General features: G+C 66.5%; 17 protein-coding genes. 13 read left to right on the forward strand and 4 right to left on the reverse strand.

What is annotated here, in order from left to right:
- The first annotated feature begins 37 nt into the window (after positions 1-37).
- The 6 genes from dxr (at position 38) to ACH49N_RS01375 (ending at position 6,951) form a co-directional block, all read left to right on the forward strand.
- On the forward strand, positions 38-1,234 hold the full coding sequence (dxr, locus tag ACH49N_RS01350; protein WP_397504406.1) for a 1-deoxy-D-xylulose-5-phosphate reductoisomerase: 1,197 nt from the start codon (positions 38-40) through the stop codon (positions 1,232-1,234).
- Positions 1,235-1,240: 6 nt separating this feature from the next.
- Positions 1,241-2,461 (forward strand): RIP metalloprotease, encoded by a 1,221-nt coding sequence (locus ACH49N_RS01355; protein ID WP_358270491.1) that lies wholly within the window; start codon positions 1,241-1,243, stop codon positions 2,459-2,461.
- A 41-nt stretch (positions 2,462-2,502) separates the two neighbouring features.
- Positions 2,503-3,660, forward strand: coding sequence for a flavodoxin-dependent (E)-4-hydroxy-3-methylbut-2-enyl-diphosphate synthase (gene ispG, locus ACH49N_RS01360; protein ID WP_213571672.1), 1,158 nt, complete (start codon positions 2,503-2,505; stop codon positions 3,658-3,660).
- A gap of 92 nt (positions 3,661-3,752) precedes the next feature.
- Positions 3,753-4,589, forward strand: coding sequence for a GNAT family N-acetyltransferase (locus tag ACH49N_RS01365; protein ID WP_109330903.1), 837 nt, complete (start codon positions 3,753-3,755; stop codon positions 4,587-4,589).
- Between the two features lie 53 nt (positions 4,590-4,642).
- Entirely contained in the window at positions 4,643-6,457 is a 1,815-nt protein-coding gene (locus tag ACH49N_RS01370) for a penicillin-binding transpeptidase domain-containing protein (RefSeq protein WP_358270490.1), read from the forward strand.
- 188 nt (positions 6,458-6,645) lie between these two features.
- Positions 6,646-6,951, forward strand: coding sequence for a hypothetical protein (locus ACH49N_RS01375; protein WP_358270488.1), 306 nt, complete (start codon positions 6,646-6,648; stop codon positions 6,949-6,951).
- A 4-nt stretch (positions 6,952-6,955) separates the two neighbouring features.
- Here the strand turns inward: ACH49N_RS01375 and ACH49N_RS01380 are convergent, their stop codons facing one another.
- Both ACH49N_RS01380 and ACH49N_RS01385 read right to left on the reverse strand, forming a co-directional pair.
- Complete coding sequence (locus ACH49N_RS01380; RefSeq protein ID WP_358270486.1) at positions 6,956-8,383, reverse strand: APC family permease; 1,428 nt, start codon at positions 8,381-8,383, stop codon at positions 6,956-6,958.
- A 53-nt stretch (positions 8,384-8,436) separates the two neighbouring features.
- Positions 8,437-9,315, reverse strand: coding sequence for a LuxR C-terminal-related transcriptional regulator (locus ACH49N_RS01385; protein WP_159926178.1), 879 nt, complete (start codon positions 9,313-9,315; stop codon positions 8,437-8,439).
- Between the two features lie 140 nt (positions 9,316-9,455).
- Here ACH49N_RS01385 and ACH49N_RS01390 point away from each other — a divergent pair, with 140 nt between their 5' ends.
- From ACH49N_RS01390 to ACH49N_RS01405, 4 genes are all read left to right on the forward strand, one after another.
- On the forward strand, positions 9,456-11,078 hold the full coding sequence (locus tag ACH49N_RS01390) for an AMP-binding protein (RefSeq protein ID WP_358270484.1): 1,623 nt from the start codon (positions 9,456-9,458) through the stop codon (positions 11,076-11,078).
- An 81-nt stretch (positions 11,079-11,159) separates the two neighbouring features.
- Positions 11,160-12,017 (forward strand): type I methionyl aminopeptidase, encoded by an 858-nt coding sequence (map, locus tag ACH49N_RS01395; protein WP_358270482.1) that lies wholly within the window; start codon positions 11,160-11,162, stop codon positions 12,015-12,017.
- A gap of 11 nt (positions 12,018-12,028) precedes the next feature.
- The gene (locus tag ACH49N_RS01400) at positions 12,029-13,552 is read left to right on the forward strand and encodes a cobyric acid synthase (protein WP_397504407.1); all 1,524 of its coding nucleotides are present in this window, start codon (positions 12,029-12,031) and stop codon (positions 13,550-13,552) included.
- 110 nt (positions 13,553-13,662) lie between these two features.
- Positions 13,663-14,229: an alpha/beta hydrolase gene (locus ACH49N_RS01405; RefSeq protein WP_358270479.1), complete on the forward strand. Its 567-nt coding sequence runs from the start codon at positions 13,663-13,665 to the stop codon at positions 14,227-14,229.
- A gap of 15 nt (positions 14,230-14,244) precedes the next feature.
- Here ACH49N_RS01405 and mtr read toward each other — a convergent pair whose 3' ends face one another.
- Positions 14,245-15,633 (reverse strand): mycothione reductase, encoded by a 1,389-nt coding sequence (gene mtr, locus ACH49N_RS01410; RefSeq protein WP_358270478.1) that lies wholly within the window; start codon positions 15,631-15,633, stop codon positions 14,245-14,247.
- A complete protein-coding gene (locus tag ACH49N_RS01415) occupies positions 15,630-16,640 on the reverse strand; it encodes an alpha/beta hydrolase (RefSeq protein WP_159926190.1) in 1,011 nt (336 codons plus the stop codon). The genes mtr and ACH49N_RS01415 overlap by 4 nt, the downstream gene beginning before the upstream one ends.
- Before the next feature lie 122 nt (positions 16,641-16,762).
- Here ACH49N_RS01415 and mqo point away from each other — a divergent pair, with 122 nt between their 5' ends.
- The 3 genes from mqo to ACH49N_RS01430 all read left to right on the forward strand — a co-directional run bounded on the left by mqo (position 16,763) and on the right by ACH49N_RS01430 (position 21,020).
- On the forward strand, positions 16,763-18,310 hold the full coding sequence (gene mqo, locus ACH49N_RS01420) for a malate dehydrogenase (quinone) (protein WP_213577905.1): 1,548 nt from the start codon (positions 16,763-16,765) through the stop codon (positions 18,308-18,310).
- Positions 18,311-18,372: 62 nt separating this feature from the next.
- Positions 18,373-18,897, forward strand: a complete 525-nt coding sequence (locus tag ACH49N_RS01425; protein ID WP_159926192.1) for a GNAT family N-acetyltransferase — start codon at positions 18,373-18,375, stop codon at positions 18,895-18,897.
- 194 nt (positions 18,898-19,091) lie between these two features.
- Entirely contained in the window at positions 19,092-21,020 is a 1,929-nt protein-coding gene (locus tag ACH49N_RS01430; protein WP_397504357.1) for a magnesium chelatase subunit D family protein, read from the forward strand.
- The last annotated feature ends 55 nt before the right edge of the window (positions 21,021-21,075 follow it).

The raw sequence follows: 21,075 nt of genomic DNA on the forward strand, positions 1-21,075 counted from the left end.
GACATACGACCGTCCGTCGTATGTACCGGGGCCATCCATGGCGGGCGACCGCTGTTCGATCAGGAACAATGGCTGGGTGGATGAAACCAGGCCCACCCGCGTCCTGCTGCTCGGCAGCACAGGTTCGATCGGCACCCAGGCGTTGGAGGTGATCGCGGCCAACCCCGGCAAGTTCTCCGTTGTCGGCCTCGCCGCCGGTGGTGGAAATGTCGACCTTCTGGCACGGCAGATCGCCGAAACAGGTGTGACATCCGTCGCAGTCGCCGATCCGGGGGCCGCTGCCACACTCGATCGGCCGGGAGTGTTGAGCGGTCCGGGCGCGGTCACCGAACTGGTGAAGAACACCGACGCGGACGTCGTCCTCAACGCCCTCGTCGGCTCCCTGGGCCTGGAACCGACCCTGGCCGCCCTGGAGTCCGGCGCGCGGCTCGCGCTCGCGAACAAGGAGTCCCTCGTAGCGGGCGGGCCGCTTGTCACCGCCGCCGCGGCCCCCGGCCAGATCGTGCCCGTGGACTCCGAACATTCCGCACTCGCCCAGTGCCTGCGGGGAGGCAGCGCCGACGAGGTGGCCCGCCTCGTTCTCACGGCCTCGGGCGGTCCCTTCCGGGGATGGTCCGCTCAGCAACTCGACTCGGTCACTCCCGAGCAGGCCGGCGCCCATCCCACCTGGTCGATGGGCCCGATGAACACGTTGAACTCCGCAACGCTGGTGAACAAGGGACTCGAACTGATCGAGACCCACCTGCTGTTCGGGATCGCGTACGACCGCATCGACGTCACGGTTCACCCGCAGTCGATCGTGCACTCGATGGTCACCTTCACCGACGGCTCCACGCTCGCACAGGCCAGCCCGCCCGATATGAAGCTGCCGATCGCGCTCGCGCTCGGCTGGCCGGACCGGGTCGCAGGGGCTGCCGCCCCGTGCGATTTCGCCAGCGCCTCCCGCTGGGACTTCGAACCACTCGACTCGGCGGTCTTCCCTGCTGTCGACCTCGCGCGGGAAGCCGGCAGGCGCGGCGGTTGCCTCACCGCCGTCTACAACGCTGCCAACGAAGTCGCGGCTCAGGCATTCTTGGACGGGATCATCCGATTCCCGGCCATCGTCCGCACTGTCGCCGCCGTGCTGTCCGAGGCGGACGAGTGGGCGGCGCCACCGGCTACCGTGGAGGACGTACTGGCCGCCGACGGCTGGGCGCGTGACCGAGCACGTCAGCTCGTCAAGCAGGAAGGCTAGAACTGCATGGTGTTCGCAGTGGGCGTTGTTCTGTTCGCCCTCGGAATCGCACTGTCGATCGCGCTTCACGAAGCGGGTCACATGTGGGTGGCTCAGGCCACCGGCATGAAGGTCCGTCGATACTTCATCGGTTTCGGCCCCAGAATCTTCTCCTTCCGCCGCGGTGAGACCGAGTACGGGCTCAAGGCCCTGCCGCTCGGTGGCTTCTGTGACATCGCGGGAATGACGGCCCTCGACGAACTCGCGCCGGACGAAGAAGACCAGGCGATGTACAAGAAGGCGACCTGGAAACGCCTCGCCGTGATGTCCGGCGGCATCGGCATGAACTTCCTCCTCGGTCTCGTTCTGGTGTACGTCCTTGCCGTCGGGTGGGGTCTGCCCGACCTCAACCGGCCCAGCCATGCCGAGGTCGGTGCGGTCGGCTGTGTTGCCGCCACCCAGGGTCCCGCTCCCGACTACGCGCTGTCTCCGTGCACCGGTACCGGGCCCGCCGAGGAGGCCGGTATCCGGGCGGGCGACATCATCGTCGCGGTGGACGGCAAGGAGACACCGACCTTTGCGGACGTCGCCGCCGCCACGCGACCTCTGTCGGGTGCAGTGGACTTCACGATCGAACGGGACGGCACCGAGCAGACGGTCGTCGTTCCCGTCCAGCAGGTGCAGCGGTGGGTCCAGGAGGAGGGGGAGAGTCAACCGCACGAGGCGACCGTCGGTGCTGTCGGCATCGCCGCGCCCCCGGCCGTCGTCGAGCATTCGGCGGTGTCCGCGGTCCCGGCCTCCTTCGGATTCACCGGTGACATGTTCGTCATGACAGCCGAACGTCTGGTGCAGATGCCGAGCAAGGCTGTCGACCTGTGGCACGCCGTGACCGGCGGGGAACGGGACCCGGAGACACCGATCTCCGTGTACGGCGCGAGCGTGATCGGCGGCCAGATCGCCGAACAGGGGATCTGGGAAGCGTTCGTTCTGCTGCTCGCAAGCCTCAACTTCTTCCTCGGCATGTTCAACATGCTCCCGCTGCTCCCACTCGACGGCGGACACATGGCGGTCACGCTCTACGAGCGCATTCGCGACTGGTTCCGGAGCAGGCGAGGGTTGCCCCGAGGCGGCCCCGTGGACTACCTGAAATTGCTGCCCGTCACCTATGTCGTGATCGTCATCGGCGGCGCATACATGCTGCTCACGCTCACCGCCGACATCGTCAACCCGATCAAGCTCTTCCAGTGATCGCTAAACTCGGACCTGAAGCTACGAAAGAAGGCACCCACGTGACCAGCCCTGTCGGATTGGGTATGCCCGAAGGCCCGGCCGCCGTTCTCGCGCCCCGCCGCAAGACCCGCCAACTGCAGGTCGGGACAGTCGGCGTCGGCAGTGATTTCCCGGTGTCCGTGCAGTCGATGTGCACCACGAAGACCCACGACGTCAATGCGACCCTCCAGCAGATCGCCGAGCTCACCGCGTCCGGCTGCGACATCGTCCGAGTCGCCTGCCCGCGTCAGGAGGACGCCGACGCACTCGCGACGATCGCGAAGAAGAGCCAGATCCCGGTTATCGCCGATATCCACTTCCAACCGCGGTACATCTTCGCGGCCATCGAGGCGGGGTGCGCCGCGGTGCGTGTGAACCCGGGAAACATCAAGGAGTTCGACGGACGCGTCAAGGAAGTCGCCAAGGCGGCCGGTGACGCCGGCATTCCGATCCGCATCGGGGTCAACGCCGGGTCGCTCGACCCCCGGCTGATGCAGAAGTACGGCAAGGCGACGCCGGAAGCGCTCGTCGAGTCGGCTCTGTGGGAAGCCGGGCTTTTCGAGGAACACGGGTTCGGTGACATCAAGATATCGGTGAAGCACAACGACCCGGTGATCATGGTGGAGGCCTACCGTCAGCTGGCCGCGCAGTGCGACTACCCCCTGCACCTGGGCGTGACCGAGGCCGGTCCGGCGTTCCAGGGAACGATCAAGTCGGCCGTCGCCTTCGGTGCGCTCCTTTCCGAGGGCATCGGCGACACCATCCGGGTATCGCTGTCGGCACCGCCCGCTGAGGAAATCAAGGTCGGAACGCAGATTCTGCAATCGCTGAACCTGCGGCCGCGCAAGCTCGAGATCGTGTCGTGCCCCTCCTGTGGGCGCGCCCAGGTGGACGTCTACACGTTGGCCGACGAAGTGACCGCCGGGCTCGAAGGCATGGAAATCCCGCTGCGCGTCGCCGTCATGGGCTGCGTGGTGAACGGTCCCGGCGAGGCTCGCGAGGCAGACCTCGGAGTGGCCTCCGGAAACGGCAAGGGCCAGATCTTCGTGAAGGGCAAAGTGATCAAGACTGTGCCGGAAGCGCAGATCGTCGAAACGCTCATCGAGGAAGCGATGCGCATCGCGGAAGAGATGGAGGGTGACGCGTCGGCCGGGTCCCCCGTCGTGACCGTCAGCTGACTCGCCCGCCCCTGGGCATCGAAACGTCTCCCGTTTCTGGCGTGTTCGTGGCAATCTGGTGGGCAGAACCACTAGCTGACAAGGTTGGGTAGATGCTCAAGCTCCTCGGTGCCAAACAGTTGAGCAGTCGAGACGCGGCACATGTGCTCCGCGTTCTCGACGCCGATCCTGTCGCCGCCTGCATGGTCGCCGCGCGCGTCGAAGAATGCGGAGTCGATCCGCGGATGATCCACGGGGAGTTGTGGAGTCGAGGAGGACCGCTCGAGTCTCTGTGTTTCTCCGGTGCCAACTTCGTTCCGCTTCGCGGCAGCGTCGACGACATGCGCGCGTTCGCAGACCGAGCCTGCCGGACGCCCCGCATGTGTTCGTCGCTGGTGGGCCGGGCCGAGCTGACACTGCCGTTGTGGGAGATGCTGGAAATGGACTGGGGCCCCGCTCGCGAGGTCCGGGCCGACCAGCCTCTCCTCGCGTTGGCCGGCAAGCCGCACTGCCGCCCCGATCCGCTCGTCCGCCAAGTCCGGATGCACGAACTCGAGCAGTACCTTCCCGCAGCGGTGGCCATGTTCATCGAGGAAGTCGGCGTCGACCCCCGCGCCAATGACGGCGGTCGCGGGTACCGGCGCCGGGTCGCCAATCTCATCGCCGCCGGCCGAGCCTGGGCCCGGTTCGAGGACGAACAGGTGATCTTCAAGGCCGAGGTCGGGTCGGTGTCGTCGCGGGTGGGACAGATCCAGGGCGTCTGGGTCCACCCGATGTATCGAGGGCAGGGATTCGGGGCCGCGGGAACGGCAACCGTGGCGGAGGCCGTCATCGCGGACGGCCGGATCGCCAGTCTGTATGTCAACAGCTTCAACACCGTGGCCCGCAGTGCGTACGCGCGCATCGGTTTCAGCCAAGTCGCGACGTTCGCCACAATTCTCCTGGACTGACTCGCTGGCCGCCTACCGTGCCGACGGTGGTCGGAGACATACCATGAGCGGCGATGAACCTCTGGCCAACCACTCGATTCCGCGTCGTGCGGTCCATCGCCCTCGGCGGCGCGGCCGCGCTGATCCTCGGCTCGACGGCGTGCACACCGAAGCCCGACGGCCCCGCGCCCGCCGCTCAGGCATTTCTCACCGCCTTCGCCGACCGCGATTCCGGGCAGGCCGCACAATTGTCCGATCGGCCCGACGATGCTCAACGAGTTCTCGAGTCGGCCTGGGAGTCGCTGCAGGCGGAGTCGCTCGAGGCGAAGACGACCGACGTGGACATCAACGGAGACACGGCCACCGTCGGCTACGCCTACGAATGGCATCTACCGAAGAATCGAGTCTGGACCTACTCCGGTGAGCTGCAGATGGGGCGCCGGAACGGGGAGTGGGCGGTCCGGTGGAGCTCCACCAACATCCACCCTCGGCTCGGCGACCGGCAGACGATGTCGCTCCGGTCGACCGCGGCGCCCCGCGCTCGCGTCAACGAGCACTCCGGTTCGGATGTTCTGGTTCCCGGAGTCGTGTACCGCGTCAAGTTCGACGCCGGGGAGTCGGGCAACGTCATCTCCACGGCGCAGGGTCTTGCCGCCGCGCTCTCCCCGTTCGACAACACGCTCACCGCGCAGTCGATCGCGGAATCTGCGACGGCGGTCGAGGGTGATTACCTCGTCACCCGACTGCGGTCCGAAGACTACGAGCGGGTCGCGGGCGTCCTCGGTGCCCTTCCCGGAGTCAGCGTCTCGGATGAGGCGGACCTGGTGGCCACGGATCGCACTTTCGCCCCGGACCTCGTCGGACAGGTGAAGAAGACGGTGATCGACGAGGTCGACGGCAAAGCCGGGTGGAGCGTGGTCACCGTCAACCAGAACGGCGTCGACACGGATGTCCTCACCGAGACACCGCCGCAGACCTCCCCGTCCTTCTCGATCAGCCTCGACCGGCCCATTCAGGTTGCGGCGCAGAACGCCGTCGACGCCAGGACCGACCAGGCCATGATGGTGGTGATCCAGCCGTCGACCGGAGACGTTCTCGCGGTGGCGCAGAACAAGGCGGCAGACCGGGACGGGCCGGTCGCCCTGACAGGTCTCTACCCTCCGGGATCGACGTTCAAGATCATCACCGCCGGGGCAGCCATCTCTTCGGGGATTGCTAGCCCCGACACGATGGTGCCGTGTCCGGGACGAATCGAGATCGGGGAGCGCAGCGTTCCCAACTACAACGAGTTCGCGCTGGGCACCGTGCCGATGGCCACGGCATTCGCCCGCTCGTGCAACACCTCGTTCGCGAAACTGGCCAGTGAGATGAAGCCCGACGCGCTGACGGTCGCGGCGTCGCAGTACGGGATCGGCCCCGACTACCAAGTCGTGGGCCTGCCGACCGATTCCGGCTCCGTCCCGCCGGCCGAAGAGCTCGTGCAGCGAACAGAGGACGGCTTCGGCCAGGGCAAGGTCGTGGTCAGTCCGTTCGGAATGGCCCTGGCCGCGGCGACGATCGCGCACGGTTCGACTCCCGTCCCGCGGTTGATCGCCGGACGCGAAACCGTCATCGAGGGTGACCATCCGCCGATCAGCCCCGACATGGTCGAGGGGCTGCGCTCGATGATGAGGCTCGTGGTGACCAGTGGCACAGCTGAACGGATCGAGGATCAGGGCGAGGTATACGGAAAGACGGGGGAGGCCGAGGTCGAGGGTGGCTCGCACGCCTGGTTCGTCGGTTATCGAGGTGATCTCGCCTTCGCCACACTGGTGGTCCGGGGCGGGAGCTCCGACAACGCCGTCGCCGTCACCCGGGACATGTTCGCGGCTTTGCCCGAAGGGTATTGACCCTGCGCCGGTGTCCATCGATATCGGGTTGTGCCGAGGCGCCATCGGCCGATCGGGGGACACAGGTGTAGTCGGTTCAGGGACCCGGTCGGGGGACAGACACCGCCGCCGGGAGCGCCCATAGTGGGTGGCAGAAGATTTTCGCAACCGCGGGATCGAAGAGATTACGCAGACAGGAACTTTCACACATGACACTCGTCTCGGAAGAAACTCGGGTGGACGCATCGGATGACGTCCGCAGATTGTTGTTCGTCGGCAATCCGGACGCAGGCACGGAACTGACTCAGTGGCTGGCGATGAAGCAGTGGGCGTCGGGCCGCGGAATCGCGTCGATCAGCTCCTGCGACGGAGACGTCCTGTGCGTCATCGCCACCGAAGACGTCCTCGACGGACTCTGCACCCCAGCGGAAGCCATGGCGATGCAGCAGGCGAGGGCCCGTGGGGTGCCCTGCGTCAGCGTCCGCAACGCCCGCCTTCTGAGGGATGCTCTCTGAGGTGCTACTCGTGTTCGGCGAGCTTTTCAGGATCGAGTTCCGGTCCGCCTTTTCCGAGCCTCTTGTTCACGAGCACTGTGCCCGCCCAGAGGACGACGCCGATCCCGAGTAGCACGCCGGCAATCTGATACTGCACGGTCGGGCGGTCGGCGAAGGGTGTGGCGAGAAAGCCGCACGTCAGGGTGCCGACGATCGGGAGAATCGTCGGTACCCGGAAGTGCTTGTGCTCCACGGGCTGTTTCCGGAGGACCAGCACGGTGATGTTCACGATCGTGAACACGCACAGCAGGAGCAGGGCCGTGGTGCCGCCGAGTTCGGGCACCTCACCGACGAACGTGATCAAGCCGAACGCGACGAGCGTGGTGAAGACGATGGCCACGTACGGGGTGCGGCGGCGGGCGTGCACTCTCCCGAACGGAGGAGGGAGTACCTTCTCGCGGCTCATGCCGTACAGCAGCCGGCTTGCCATCAGCATGTTGATCAGTGCGGTATTGGCGACCGCGAACATGGTGATGAAGGCGAAGATCCCGATCGGGAAGCCGGGGGCGCCGGCCTGCACCACCTTGAGCAGTGGTGTGTCACCTTCGCCGAGGTCGCTCACCGGTACGAGCGCGATGGCCGTGATGGAGACGAACACGTAGATCGCCCCTGTGACGAGAAGTCCCGTCAGCAACACCTTGGGGAAGATTCGGCTGGGTTCCTTGCACTCCTCGGCCATGTTTACCGAATCCTCGAAACCGACCATCGCGAAGAAGGCGAGCGCGGTACCCGCGATCACGGCGCCGACCGGGGACCGTTCACCGGTGTCGAACGTGGCGACCCGGGAGAAGTCACCGTCGCCCACGCCGAGTGCCCACAGACCGATCATGATGATGATCAGAAGCCCGGACAGCTCGATGCACGTGAGGACCACATTGGTTTTGACGCTCTCGCTGACCCCACGGAAGTTGATGATTCCCACGACCGTCATGAACGCGAGACCGAGGAGGGTGATCCCGATTCCGGTGGTGAAATCGAGATCGAAGGCTTCGACGAAGTTGGCCGCGAAGGCACGCGACGCTGTGGAGGCAGACGTGATGCCGGAGCACATCACGGCGAAAGCCACCATGTACGTCAGGAAGTGCACCCCGAAAGCCTTGTGTGTGTACAGCGCAGCGCCCGCTGCCTTGGGGAACTTGGTGACGAGTTCGAGGTAGCTGAAGGCCGTGACGATGGCGACGAGGAAGGCGATGAGAAAGGGCAACCACACCGCGCCACCGACCTGGTTCGCCACCTTGCCGGTCAGCGCGTAGATGCCGGTTCCGAGGATGTCGCCGACGATGAACAACAGAAGCAGACCGGGACCCATGACCCGCTTCAGGCTCGGCTGCTCGGAAGAACTCGCACCGGACGCATTCGAGCTCGACGCGTTCGAATCCGTTGTCGATCCCATGACCCACCGCCTTTCGCTGCGCTCGCGCTTCCCGGCCGAGAAGACGCTTGTCGCTAGGGGAGTAAACCCAGCCGGCGTGCGGTGACCACGGCTTCGTGGCGGGACCGCGCGTCCAGCTTGTTCATGGCACTGCGCAGGTAACTCTTGACGGTCTCGGCTCCCACCGACAGCCGCTGGGCGACCTCGGCGTTGGTGCATCCCAGCGCGACGTGCGCCAGCACGTCGATCTCTCGGGGTGTGAGGGTGATACCAGGGTCGTCAGACGCGTCCGCACCATCGCCGCCACCGGGGCTGACAACTGCCGCGAGCCGCTCGGACAACCCGCGTAACTGCTCCTGCAACGACGGATCGTTGACAGTCTGGGCCACACTCCGCATCTGAGCGTGTATATCGCGAAGCTCTTCGGTGGTGGCGCCGTCGACACCCTGCGCGTCCAGTGTCGTGAGCATCTGGAGGCGGCGGTCGACCTCGTCACGAATGGCGATCTCCGTACCGAGTCGGCGCGAGGCCGCGACGACGACATCCGCGGTCCGATCACCGATCGGGGCGCACTCGCGGATGGCGGCGTAGAGGACGGCCCGGGATTTGCCCTGCACGATGACGGGCACGGCCAGGATGGAGCGGAGACCCTCGCTGAGGACGGGGCGGTCGAAGTGGTGCGTAATGGTCTGGGAGGAGCTGTAGTCGTTGACCGAGACAGGCCTGCGCTGAGCCACCACTCGGCCGCCGAGGCCGGACAGCGGTGGGATGGCCAGCCCTTTGAGGTTGTTGGTACGCGTTCCGAAGAATTCGCTGAGATGGAGAGTGTCGTCGCTCACTTCGCCGCCGAAGAGGACCGGCACGACACCCTGGGCGGCGATCGTGCGCAGCTCACCGCGCAGGGCGTCGCCGTCCCGGGGGCGTAGTAGCGACGGGAGAACCAAGTGGGTCACCCCTTTCCGGGGGTAGTCAGGGCGGTCTGTGAGCTAGATCATAACCGTAGCGAGTTCGGATGAGGCCACGCCGTCGCCGACCCGGCCCCGCGAACGTTCGGACCCCGATTTACCAGCCCGCAGAATACGAGGAGTACCGCATGACCACCGATCCCACCGCACGCGTGCGTGAATTGCTCGATCAGTACGACACGCCGGCCGCCGCCGCGGCGGAGTTGCTGTGTGATCGACACCCTGCCGACGACGTGGCGTTCACCGTTGTGGAAGCGGATCTGACCTCGACGGACCTCACCTACGGATTCCTTCGTGAACAGTCGTCACGGTGTGCGGCTGCCTTGGCGGACCTCGGTGTCGAACCGGGTGAGCACGTGGCGACGCTGATGGGCAAGTCGGCCGAACTGGTCGTAGCCCTGCTCGGGATCTGGCGTCGCGGGGCGGTCCACGTTCCGTTGTTCACGGCATTCGCCTCACCGGCCATCGCGTTCCGACTCGGGGCGAGCAAAGCGAAAGTTGTGATCGCCGATGCGAACCAGCTGGACAAGCTGACGCCCGGTGAGGACATTCCGGCAGACGCGCCCTGGCAGGTGGTGGTCGTCGGCGGCGAGAAGTCCGGCACCGTGGACTTCGAGACGCTGTTGACGTCGCACGATCCCAGCGATGCCCGGGGTGCGGCCGTTGCCGTCGGCGGTGACGGACCCCTCGTCCAGTTGTTCACCAGTGGGACCACCGGAACGCCCAAGGGCGTGCCGGTCCCGGTTCGGGCGCTGGCGTCGTTCCACGCCTACCAGGAGTTCGGGCTCGACGTTCGCAAGGACGACGTCTTCTGGAACGCCGCGGATCCGGGATGGGCGTACGGCCTCTACTACGCACTCCTCGGGCCGCTCGCCGCGGGGACGCGCAGCATCCTGCTGCACGCAGGATTCTCCGCGCCGCTCACCTGGAAGGTCATGGAACGCTTCGGGGTCACCAACTTTGCGGCCGCCCCGACCGTCTACCGGAGTCTGCGGGCGGATCCGACGCCGATCCCCGAGACGGTGCGGTTGCGTCGTGCGTCGTCTGCCGGTGAACCACTCACCCCGGACGTGATCTCGTGGTCGAAGGCGAACCTCGGGGTGCTCGTGCGCGACCATTACGGGCAGACCGAGCACGGAATGTTCATCGCCAATGCGTGGGCGGACGGTCTGCAGGACGAGGTCCGCGACGGCTCGATGGGCAAGCCGCTCCCAGGCTGGTCCTGCGCGGTACTCGCCGACGACTCCGACGCGATCGCCCCGCCCCGGACACCGGGCCGGGTCGCTATCGACACCCGGAACAGCCCGCTGTTGTGGTTCACCGGGTACGTCGACGCCCCCGAGAAGACCGCGCAGCGCTTCACCGGCGACGGCCGCTGGTACCTCACCGGCGACGCGGGCCAGACCGACGAGGACGGCTTCTACTTCTTCTCGGCCCGCGACGACGACGTCATCATCATGGCCGGATACCGGATCGGGCCCTTCGACGTGGAGAGCGTGCTCGTCATGCACGACTCCGTTGTCGAGGCCGCGGTCGTCGGAATGCCCGACGACCTGCGCGGTGAGGTACTCGAAGCCTTCGTCGTCCTCCGCGACGGAGTCGAGGGCACCGACGCACTCGAAGCCGAGCTGCAGACCTTGGTGAAGAAGAAGTTCGCTGCACACGCCTATCCGCGCACCGTGCACTTCGTTCCGCACCTTCCCAAGACTCCCAGCGGCAAGGTGCAGCGCTACCTCCTGCGCCAGCGGTAGGCGCTTCGCGCTCGTGCGCCTTTCTGGTAGTTCCCGCTACCAGAAAGGCGCACGGAGAAGGGCAGGTCTACCCTGATACCCATGTCTGTCCGCACAGCATTGAGCCCCGGAACCGTGTCACCCGTCCTCGCCGTGCCTTCGAGTATCGAGCGGCCCGAGTACGCGTGGAAGCCGACGGCCAACGAGGGTCACGAGCCGTGGGTGCAGACACCCGAGACGATCGAGGCCATGCGCCTGGCGAGCCAGATCGCCGCCCGCGCTCTTCAGGAGGCGGGAAAGGCGGTGGCGCCCGGCGTCACCACCGACGAACTCGATCGCATCGCTCACGAGTACATGACCGACCACGGCGCCTATCCGTCGACGCTGGGTTACAAGGGTTTTCCGAAATCCTGCTGCACCTCGCTCAACGAGGTGATCTGCCACGGGATCCCGGATTCGACCGTCATCCAGGACGGTGACATCGTCAACATCGACGTCACGGCCTACATCGGCGGGGTGCACGGAGACACCAACGCAACCTTCCTCGCAGGCGACGTCGCCGAGGAGAATCGCTTGCTGGTGGAGAGGACGCACGAGGCCACGATGCGGGCCATCAAGGCGGTCAAGCCCGGACGCGCGCTCAACGTGATCGGCAGGGTCATCGAATCGTATGCCCACCGCTTCGGCTACGGCGTGGTCCGGGACTTCACCGGCCACGGCATCGGCACCACGTTCCACAACGGCCTCGTCATCCTGCACTACGACGAGCCGTCGGTCGACACGGTGATCGAACCGGGAATGGTGTTCACGATCGAGCCGATGATCAATCTCGGTGACATCGCCTGGGAGGTCTGGGAAGACGACTGGACCGTGGTCACCAAGGATCGCTCGTGGACTGCCCAATTCGAGCACACGATCGTGGTCACCGAGACCGGCGCTGAAATTCTCACCCTGCCTTGAGCCCGGGGCAACTGAAGGGCGCACTGCTCGTCGCCGGAACCACGTCGGACGCGGGGAAGAGCGTGCTCGTCGCCGGCTTGTGCCGGATGCTGGCGCGTCGCGGTGTCCGGGTGGCGCCGTTCAAAGCGCAGAACATGTCCAACAATTCCGTCGTCACCCTCGACGGCGGCGAAATCGGACGTGCGCAGGCGCTGCAGGCCGCCGCGTGTGGACTGGAACCGAGCGTGCGTTTCAACCCGGTGCTGCTCAAACCGGGGAGTGATCGGACGTCCCAGCTGGTGGTGCGCGGCCGCGCCGTCACTTCCGTCGGTGCCCGCGACTACATCGAGCACCGCGACCATCTCCGGGTGGTGGTGGCCGAGGAACTGGCGTCCCTGCGGAACGAGTTCGACGTGGTGATCTGTGAGGGCGCGGGCTCACCCGCCGAGATCAACTTGCGGGCAACGGATCTGGCCAACATGGGCCTTGCCCGCGCCGCCCGCATTCCGGTGCTCGTGGTCGGCGACATCGACCGCGGCGGAGTGCTTGCCCACCTCTTCGGCACGGTGGCTGTGCTCTCGCCCGAAGATCAGGCGTTGATCGCCGGCTTCGTCGTCAACAAGTTCCGTGGCGACGTGTCATTGCTGACTCCGGGCCTCGAACAGTTGACTGCCCTGACCGGCCGGCCGACCCTCGGTGTCATTCCGTTCGCGGACGACCTGTGGCTGGACGCGGAAGATTCGCTCGGCGTCGTGGGCGACGCCCCCGTCGGGCGTCCCGGATCGCCGGTGGGAAGCGAATGGCTGCGGGTGGCGGCGATCCGCCTGCCACGAATCTCCAACTCGACGGATGTGGAAGCGCTGGCGTGCGAACCCGGAGTTTCGGTTCGCTGGGTCAATGACCCTTCCCGCCTGCAGGATGCCGACCTGATCGTCCTGCCCGGCAGCAAGTCGACGGTGTCGGACCTCGAGTGGATGCGGCGCAACGGAATTGCCGATGCCGTGGTGGCGCAGGCGAATCTCGGCCGCCCGGTACTCGGCGTCTGCGGCGGCTACCAGATGCTCGGCTCCGTGATCGTCGACGACGTCGAATCCGGTCGCGGCCAGACCCCGGGTCTGGGACTGCTCGACCTCGAGGTGGAGTTCGCGGCAGACAAAGTGCTGGGCCGGGTCACCGGTGACGCGTACGGGGTCCCGGTCGACGGTTACGAAATACACCACGGTCGGGTCCGGCGTAACGGTGATCAGCCGCTGCTCTACGCGAGCACCGGGGCGGCGGAGGGCAGTATCCGCGGAGCTGTCTACGGAACGCACTGGCACGGTCTGCTCGAGAACGATCGATTCCGCCGTCTACTCCTCGACGATGTCGCGGAGCATTCGGGTCGAACCGGCTTCGTCCCCGCCCCCGACACCGACGTGGCCGCCGTGCGGGTCGCGCAGCTCGACCTGTTGGCTGATCTCGTCGAGAAGCACGTGGATGTGGGCGCCCTAGACATCTTGATCGGTGAAGGTGCCCCGGAGGGGCTGGCCACCATCGGCTCCCGCCTCTCTTTCTAGGCAGTTGCCCGCGCACGATCGGCCGTGCTCCGATCTGCCGGACCAGCGTTGTGAACCGGACCGGGTAAGGCGCGAGCGCAATGCGGCGCGGATCGCGTAGGTTTTCTGCCATGGAACTGACATACGTGGCTGTGGGAGACGGAGACTGCACTGTTCGGCTCGACGGGCCGGCGACCAGGCACGCTGTCCTGCTGCTGCCCGGTGCGGGGGACGCCCCGGACGTCTACGACGATGTGTGCGCCCGCCTGCACAATTCGGATCTGCGCACCATCGTGCCCGAGTCCATCGAAGGTCTCGACGACTCCGCTGTGATGGGGCTGCTCGACGAGCTGAAGGTGGGATGGGTCAACCTCGTGGGAAGCCGCGAGGGCGCCGAGCTCGCCTGGACGCTGGCCGCTCGCCAGTTCGGGCGCTTCGCCAGTCTCGTCGTTGCCGATCGGGGTCACCCGGCGGCGCCCGACGACAAAGGTGTGGTCCGCGAGGCGGGATGCCCACCGGTGGAGCTCCCGACCACCGTGATGGTCGGAAACCCCACGCGGCGAGCCGAGGCCGATGCGAGTGGTCGGTTCGTCTACTCGGATTTCCGCGTCGTGGACCTCGACGGTGTCACCAATGTCCCGGCCTCCGCGGCCGCCGCGCTCGCCACCGAGATCGTTCTCCGCACCAGCCCCTGGTAGCGAGCGCCGAGTCGATTACAGGCCGCTGTCGTCGACGTCGAGTCCGAGCAGGGCGTTCTCGACGACCTCGGGGAGAGCCGGATGTATCCAGTACTGGCCCCGGGCCAACCGGTGTGCCGTCACATCGAAACTCATGGCCTGGATCAAGGGCTGGATCACCGTGGAGGCCTGTGCGCCGATCACATGCGCGCCCAGCAGTCGCCCGGTGCCACGCTCGGCGATGATCTTGCAGAAACCCTCGTCGTCTTCCATGGCCCACCCGTAGGCGACGTCGCCGTAGGCCTGAATCTTCACGGTGACGTCCCAGCCCGCGTCCCGAGCCTCGCGCTCGGTGAGCCCGACGTGGGCGATCTGCGGGTCGGTGAACACAGCCGCAGGCACGACACGATGGTCGGTACGGCGCAGGCCCGACGTGTCCTGCCACGCGTCCCGCAGCAGGTTGTGCTGGACGACGCGCGCTTCGTGGTTGGCAACGTGCTTGAGCTGATAAGGCGAAGAGACGTCGCCGAGTGCGAACACACCCTCGGCGCTGGTGCGCTGGAACTCGTCGACGACGACGCGCCCCTGGTCGAGGTCGATGCCGCCGGCGGCCGCATCGATCACGTCCCCGTTGGATCGACGGCCGGTGGCCACGAGGAGGGCGTCGCCCGACACGACCCGTCCGTTGTCGAGTTCCACCGCGACCCCGGCACCGTCCGGGCGGACCGACGCCACCGTCCGGCCACGGTGCACATCCCACTTCGAGACCGCCAGATCCGTGAACTGACGGGCCACGTCGTCGTCCAGATGGCGCAAGAGGTGCTCGCCCCGCGAGATCAGCGACACCCGCGTGCCCAGTGCCGAGAACACGTGCGCGAACTCCGCGGCGATGAACCCGGCTCCGATGATTACTAGGCGCTCGGGGAGCTCGGGGAGCCGCATGATGTCGTCGTTGGTGTAGTACGGCACGCCCGAACTGCGCACGACGTCCGGGATGATCGGCCGCGATCCCGCAGCGATGACGACCTGATCCGCGGTGATGACCTCACCTGTTCCGGTGTCGATCGTCCGCGGCCCGACGAAGGACGCGTGCCCGCGGAAGAGCGTCGTATTCGGCGTGTCTTCCGCGCGGTAGCGCTCACCGCCCGCGGAGATGGGATCGATGCGGCCGAAGACCCTTTTGACGATGTCGGGCCAGCGCACACCCTCGAGCTGGGCGTCGACGCCGAACTTCGCGGTATCGGTGACCGTGCGGGCCACTTCCGCGGCGTAGACGAACATCTTGGTCGGAATGCACCCGACGTTCAGGCACGTCCCGCCGAACGTGCCTTTCTCGAGAAGTGCGATCTTCTTGTCCGAAAAGCGTTCGTCGGGAAGGGAATTGCCCGACCCGGAGCCGATGATCGCAAGATCGAAGTGGGTCATCGCGGCGCCTCCGCGGAATTGTGGCCGTGCAGCCAGTCGAGCCAGAGGTCCACCTCGGCGAACGCCTGGGCGCGGGGTTCGTCCGAAGACAGGAAGACGTCGTGCCGGGCGCCCGGAATGGGCACTATCGTCGTGCGGTCGCCGAGACACCCGGCCCACCGGGCGATCTGCCGGACATCGAGGACTGCATCGGCTGTGTCGACCTGAGGGTCGTACCTCGGAGCGAAGTACGACGCCTTGGAACGCAGAATCAGCGCAGGAACACCGATATCGAGACCCCGGTGCAGTTGCGCATGCCCGCGGCGCACCGCCCGGAGCCAGCCGAAGGTGACGGGAAAGCCGCCCAGCGGTTTCCAGTCCAGGTTGTAGTTCCAGATTCCGTTGCCGTCGACGTGGAGACTCACCCCGTAGGTGTCGAGGGTGGTCTTCGGAACGATCGACTTCCGCTTGACACGGCCCAGTGCGTCGACGGCCACCGTTCCCACATTTCGCAGATACGACGGCCCCTGCAGGTCGAACCACGGGCTGTTCAGGATGACGCCGCTGACGCCGAGGGCCGCGGTGCCGCCGGCCTTCTTCTGCCGTCGGTGCAGCCACAGCGGGAGTACGAGTCCCCCGGTGGAGTGTGCGACCAGCAGGACCTGGCCCTCGCCGGTCTGCTCGCGCACGACGCGGAGAGCTTCGTCCAGTTCGGCGTCGTACAGCGTGAGGTCCGACACGAAGTGCGCCGTCTGACCGGGTTTGAGGGAACGACCACACTTGCGCAGGTCCAGGGCGAAGAAGGCGTATCCCTGGTCGGCGAAGTGCTCGGCCAGGTGTTTCTGGAAAAAGTAGTCGGTGAACCCGTGCACGTAGAGCACGGCTCGGCCGGTCCGCTTCGTCTCCTGTGCGGGCTGGTAACGGATCAACGTTGCCTCGACCTCACCTTCGCCGTCGGGATCGGTACCGAGGGGGATGGTCAACTGCTGATATCCGTCGCCGAGGACGTCGGGAGCCCATGTAGTCACAGATCACAATCTAATGGGCGATCCCGGGCCGCGGGGAGAGGCACAATTGGGGCAGGTAACTTCCGCTCATACGCGCGGGTAACCTATGCGGCGAACACGGCAGGCGGATGCGCGCACGGCTAATGGACAAGGAAGTCGATTCTCCAGTGTCAGATCAGAACGCGGTAGAGACGAAGACGGATGTAGTGCTGGTGGGCGCGGGCATCATGAGCGCGACGTTGGGGGCGATCCTGCGGCAGGTGCAGCCCGACTGGTCGATCACCACCTTCGAACGGCTCGACGCCGTCGCGGCCGAGAGTAGTGACCCGTGGAACAACGCCGGCACCGGTCACTCCGCGTTGTGTGAACTCAACTACACACCCGAGAACCCCGACGGCACCGTCGAGATCGCGAAGGCCGTCAACGTCAACGAGCAGTTCCAGGTGTCGCGCCAGTTCTGGGCGCACGCCGTGGAGAACGGCGTCCTGACCAAGCCGAAGGAATTCATCAACCCGATTCCCCACGTCAGCTTCGTGCACGGCGAGGCAAACGTGAAGTATCTGCGCGCCCGTTACGACGCGCTCGCCGGACACCCTCTCTTCGCGGGCATGGAATACGTGGAGGATCCTGTCGAGTTCGCCCGCCGCCTGCCGTTGATGGCGAAGGGCCGCGACTACAGCGATCCGATCGCGCTGAACTGGACCGAGAACGGCACCGACGTCGACTTCGGTGCCCTCACCAAGCAGCTTCTCGGCTACGTCGGTGCATCCGGCGGCATCGTGCATTTCGGTCACGAGGTCACCGATCTCACCAAGCAGTCCGACGGCAGCTGGGTCGTCAAGGTCACCAACCGCCGCAACGGTGCCAAAAAGGTGGTGCGCAGCAAGTTCGTCTTCGTCGGCGCCGGCGGCGGTGCCCTGCATCTCCTGCAGAAGTCGGGTATCTCCGAGGCCAAGGGCTTCGGTGGATTTCCGGTCAGCGGAGCCTTCCTGCGCTGCACCAATCCGGAACTCATCGACCAGCACCGCGCCAAGGTGTACGGCAAGGCTGCCGTGGGCGCTCCGCCCATGTCGGTGCCGCACCTCGATACCCGGGTGATCGGTAGCAAGCCCGGACTGCTGTTCGGCCCTTACGCCGGCTGGTCACCCAAATTCCTCAAGGAAGGTCGCGTCACCGACCTCCCCGGTTCGGTCAAGCCCGACAACCTTCTGTCGATGCTCGGCGTCGGTGTCAGTGAACTCGGCCTGGTCAAATACCTGATCAGCGAGCTCACGAAGTCGGAGGCCGGACGCATCGACACGCTGCGCGAGTTCGTACCCAAGGCCGTCGGTAAGGATTGGGAACTGATCACCGCCGGCCAGCGTGTCCAGGTCATCCGGCGGGCCAAGGGCAAGGGCGGTGTCCTCGAGTTCGGCACCGCCGTGGTCAATGCCGCGGACGGCAGCATCGCCGGTCTGCTCGGTGCGTCTCCCGGCGCGTCCACGGCTGTGCCGGCCATGCTCGACGTGCTCGAGCGCTGCTTCCCGGACCGGTACGAGTCCTGGAAGCCGAAGCTGCAGGAAATGGTGCCGTCGCTGGGGGTGAAGCTCACTGACGAACCGGGGCTGTTCGCGCAGGTCTGGGAGCACACGTCCAAGGTTCTTCAGCTCGATACCATCGCGGTGGAAGAGGCCTCGGTCGCCGCGGTCTGACGACGACGGGCGGGTTCGGCTGCGGGCGCGCGCCGAGCGGGCCTGTGCCATAGTTGCTTGTCATGACGGCAACTGCAGCACTGAAGCGTTCGTGGGCACTCGATCTCGACAACAAGACGCTCTATGAGTTGCTGAAGCTTCGAGTCGAGGTGTTCGTCGTGGAGCAGGCCTGCCCGTACCCGGAGCTGGACGGGCAGGATCTGCTGGCGGAGACGCGCCATTTCTGGTTGGAGCAGGACGGTCAGGTGGTCTGTACGCTCCGGTTGCTCGAGGAGCACGGCGACGGCACCACCTCGTTCCGCATAGGACGACTGTGCACGTCGCGGCCCGCGCGTGGGCAGGGCCATACCACCCGTCTCCTGCGTGCGGCGCTCGCTGAGGTGGGGTCCGCTCCCTGCCGGATCAACGCCCAGACCTACCTGGTGGATATGTATGCGAAGCACGGATTCACGCCGGATGGCGAGGAGTTCGTCGAGGACGGTATCCCGCACGTGCCCATGAAGCGTGGTGGTGGGGCGCCCCGCGGTGCGGGGGATACGGCGTCGGTATCGGATGCGCAGGGTGCCCCGTCGACGGCGGGCCGGTGAGCGCCGACTAGGGTCGGCGAAGGAATGTCCGCGGGGAAGTCCTGTTCCAATCAGGCGCGGTCCCGCCACTGTGACGGATCTCTGATTCGCTGCTGCCACGGGCGCGGCGAATCGGAAGTCCCAGCCAGATCGCCGCGGCATTCGTACCAGCCAACAGCTCTCGGCGAGGAAACCGGGGCGTGAAGGGATGCATCGTGCGCACGAACCGTGACGTGGACCAGTCTCCACGGGACTCCTCGACGGGTTTCCCGTTCAGTGCGGTGGTCGGCCAGGACCAGCTGCGTCTGGCGCTCGTCCTGTGCGCCGTCCACCCGGGCATCGGCGGCGTCCTGGTGCGGGGCGAGAAGGGCACGGCCAAGTCGACGGTCGTCCGGGCGCTCACCACGTTGTTGCCGGCGGTCCGTGACGAGAACGGCCCGCGGCCCGCGCGGCTGGTCGAGTTGCCGGTGGGAGCCACCGAAGACCGTGTGGTCGGTTCACTTGACCTCGAGAAAGTTCTGCGCGACGGTGAACGCGCCTTTCGTCCGGGCCTGCTGTCCGCTGCCCATCAGGGCGTTCTCTATGTCGATGAAGTGAATCTGCTGCACGATCATCTGGTCGACGTTCTTCTCGACGCCGCAGCGATGGGCCGGGTGCATATCGAGCGGGACGGCATCTCCCATTCGCATCCGGCTCGGTTCGTTCTGGTGGGCACCATGAATCCAGAAGAAGGCGAACTGCGGCCGCAGCTTCTGGACCGTTTCGGCCTCGCTGTCGATGTCGCTGCATCGCGTGACGTCGATGTGCGGATGGAGGTGGTGCGGCGGCGCCTCGACTTCGAACGCGACCCGCAGACGTTCGCCGCTCGCTATGCCGAGCGGGATCACGCTCTGGCTACCGCCATCCTGGAAGCTCGCAATCGACTCGATTCGGTGCAGCTCGACGACACCGAACTGCGCCGGATCGCGTTCCTGTGCGCCTCGTTCGACGTCGACGGTATGCGCGCCGATCTCGTCCTCGCTCGCACGGCCACCGCGCACGCCGCCTGGCGCGGTGCGGACGCCGTGACGGCAGAGGACGTGCGGGTTGCTGCGGAGTTGACGTTGCCGCACCGGCGCAGGCGGGACCCGTTCGACGAGCCGGGCCTCGACCAGGATCAACTCGACGAGGCGTTGCGTCAGGCCGACGAGGACACCAGGGCGGCGGCCGACGAACCGCCCGCCGAAGCACCGTCGAGCGAGGATTCGTCCGAGCCGACCGCGGGCGAGGCCGCGGAGGATCCCGACGGACCCGACGACCCGGGCGGACCCGGGGGCGGAGCGCCGCCGCCGGAGCGGCCTTCCGGGCCGGCGGGCTCGCAGTTCACCACCAAGCTGCTCGAGATTCCCGGTGTCGGTGAAGGCGCGCCGGGTCGGCGCTCGCGTTCCCGCTCGTCGCGTGGTCGAGCTGTGCGGGCGGCGAGCGAGCAAGGTCACGGCCTGCACCTCGTGGGCACGCTGTTCGCGGCAGCGGAACGGCAGGCCGCTCGCGGACGCACGGCGGGCCGGATGATTCTGGACTCGGCCGACCTGCGAGGCGCTGTCCGAGAAGGCCGCGAGGGAAACCTCGTGGTGTTCGTCGTGGACGCGTCCGGCTCGATGGCGGCACGAGATCGGCTGTCCGCGGTCACCGGGGCCGTCGTCTCACTCCTGCGCGATGCCTATCAGCGCCGGGACAAGGTGGCCGTCATCACCGTGCGTGGACGAGACGCCGAATTGGTTCTGCCACCGACATCGTCGGTGGACATCGCGGTCCGTCGGCTGCGCGGGATGCGCACGGGCGGTAAATCGCCTCTGGCGGAAGGCTTTCTGCGGGCTCGGCAGGTGGTATTGCGTGAGCGGCTCCGTGACCCGCAACGGCGGGCGCTCGTGGTCACACTCACCGACGGCCGGGCCACGGGCGGCAAGGACGCTCTGCACCGCGCCAGAGTGGCGGCAGGGTTGCTCGCCGACAGTGCAGTCGCCTCGGTGGTAGTGGATTGCGAGACCGGAATGGTCCGGCTCGGTCTGGCGGCAGAACTCGCCCGGCATCTGCGTGGTGGGTACGTCCGACTCGGTGAACTCTCCGCGCAGCACGTCGCAGGTGTCGTCCGCGCTGCGGCTTAACGACATTCGACGTAACGGAACCGGCATACAAGAAGCCGGGTGTTATCGAACGGTA

Origin of the sequence: Rhodococcus sp. NPDC019647 (assembly GCF_044389235.1) — a bacterium.
Lineage (GTDB): Bacteria > Actinomycetota > Actinomycetes > Mycobacteriales > Mycobacteriaceae > Rhodococcus_F > Rhodococcus_F oxybenzonivorans.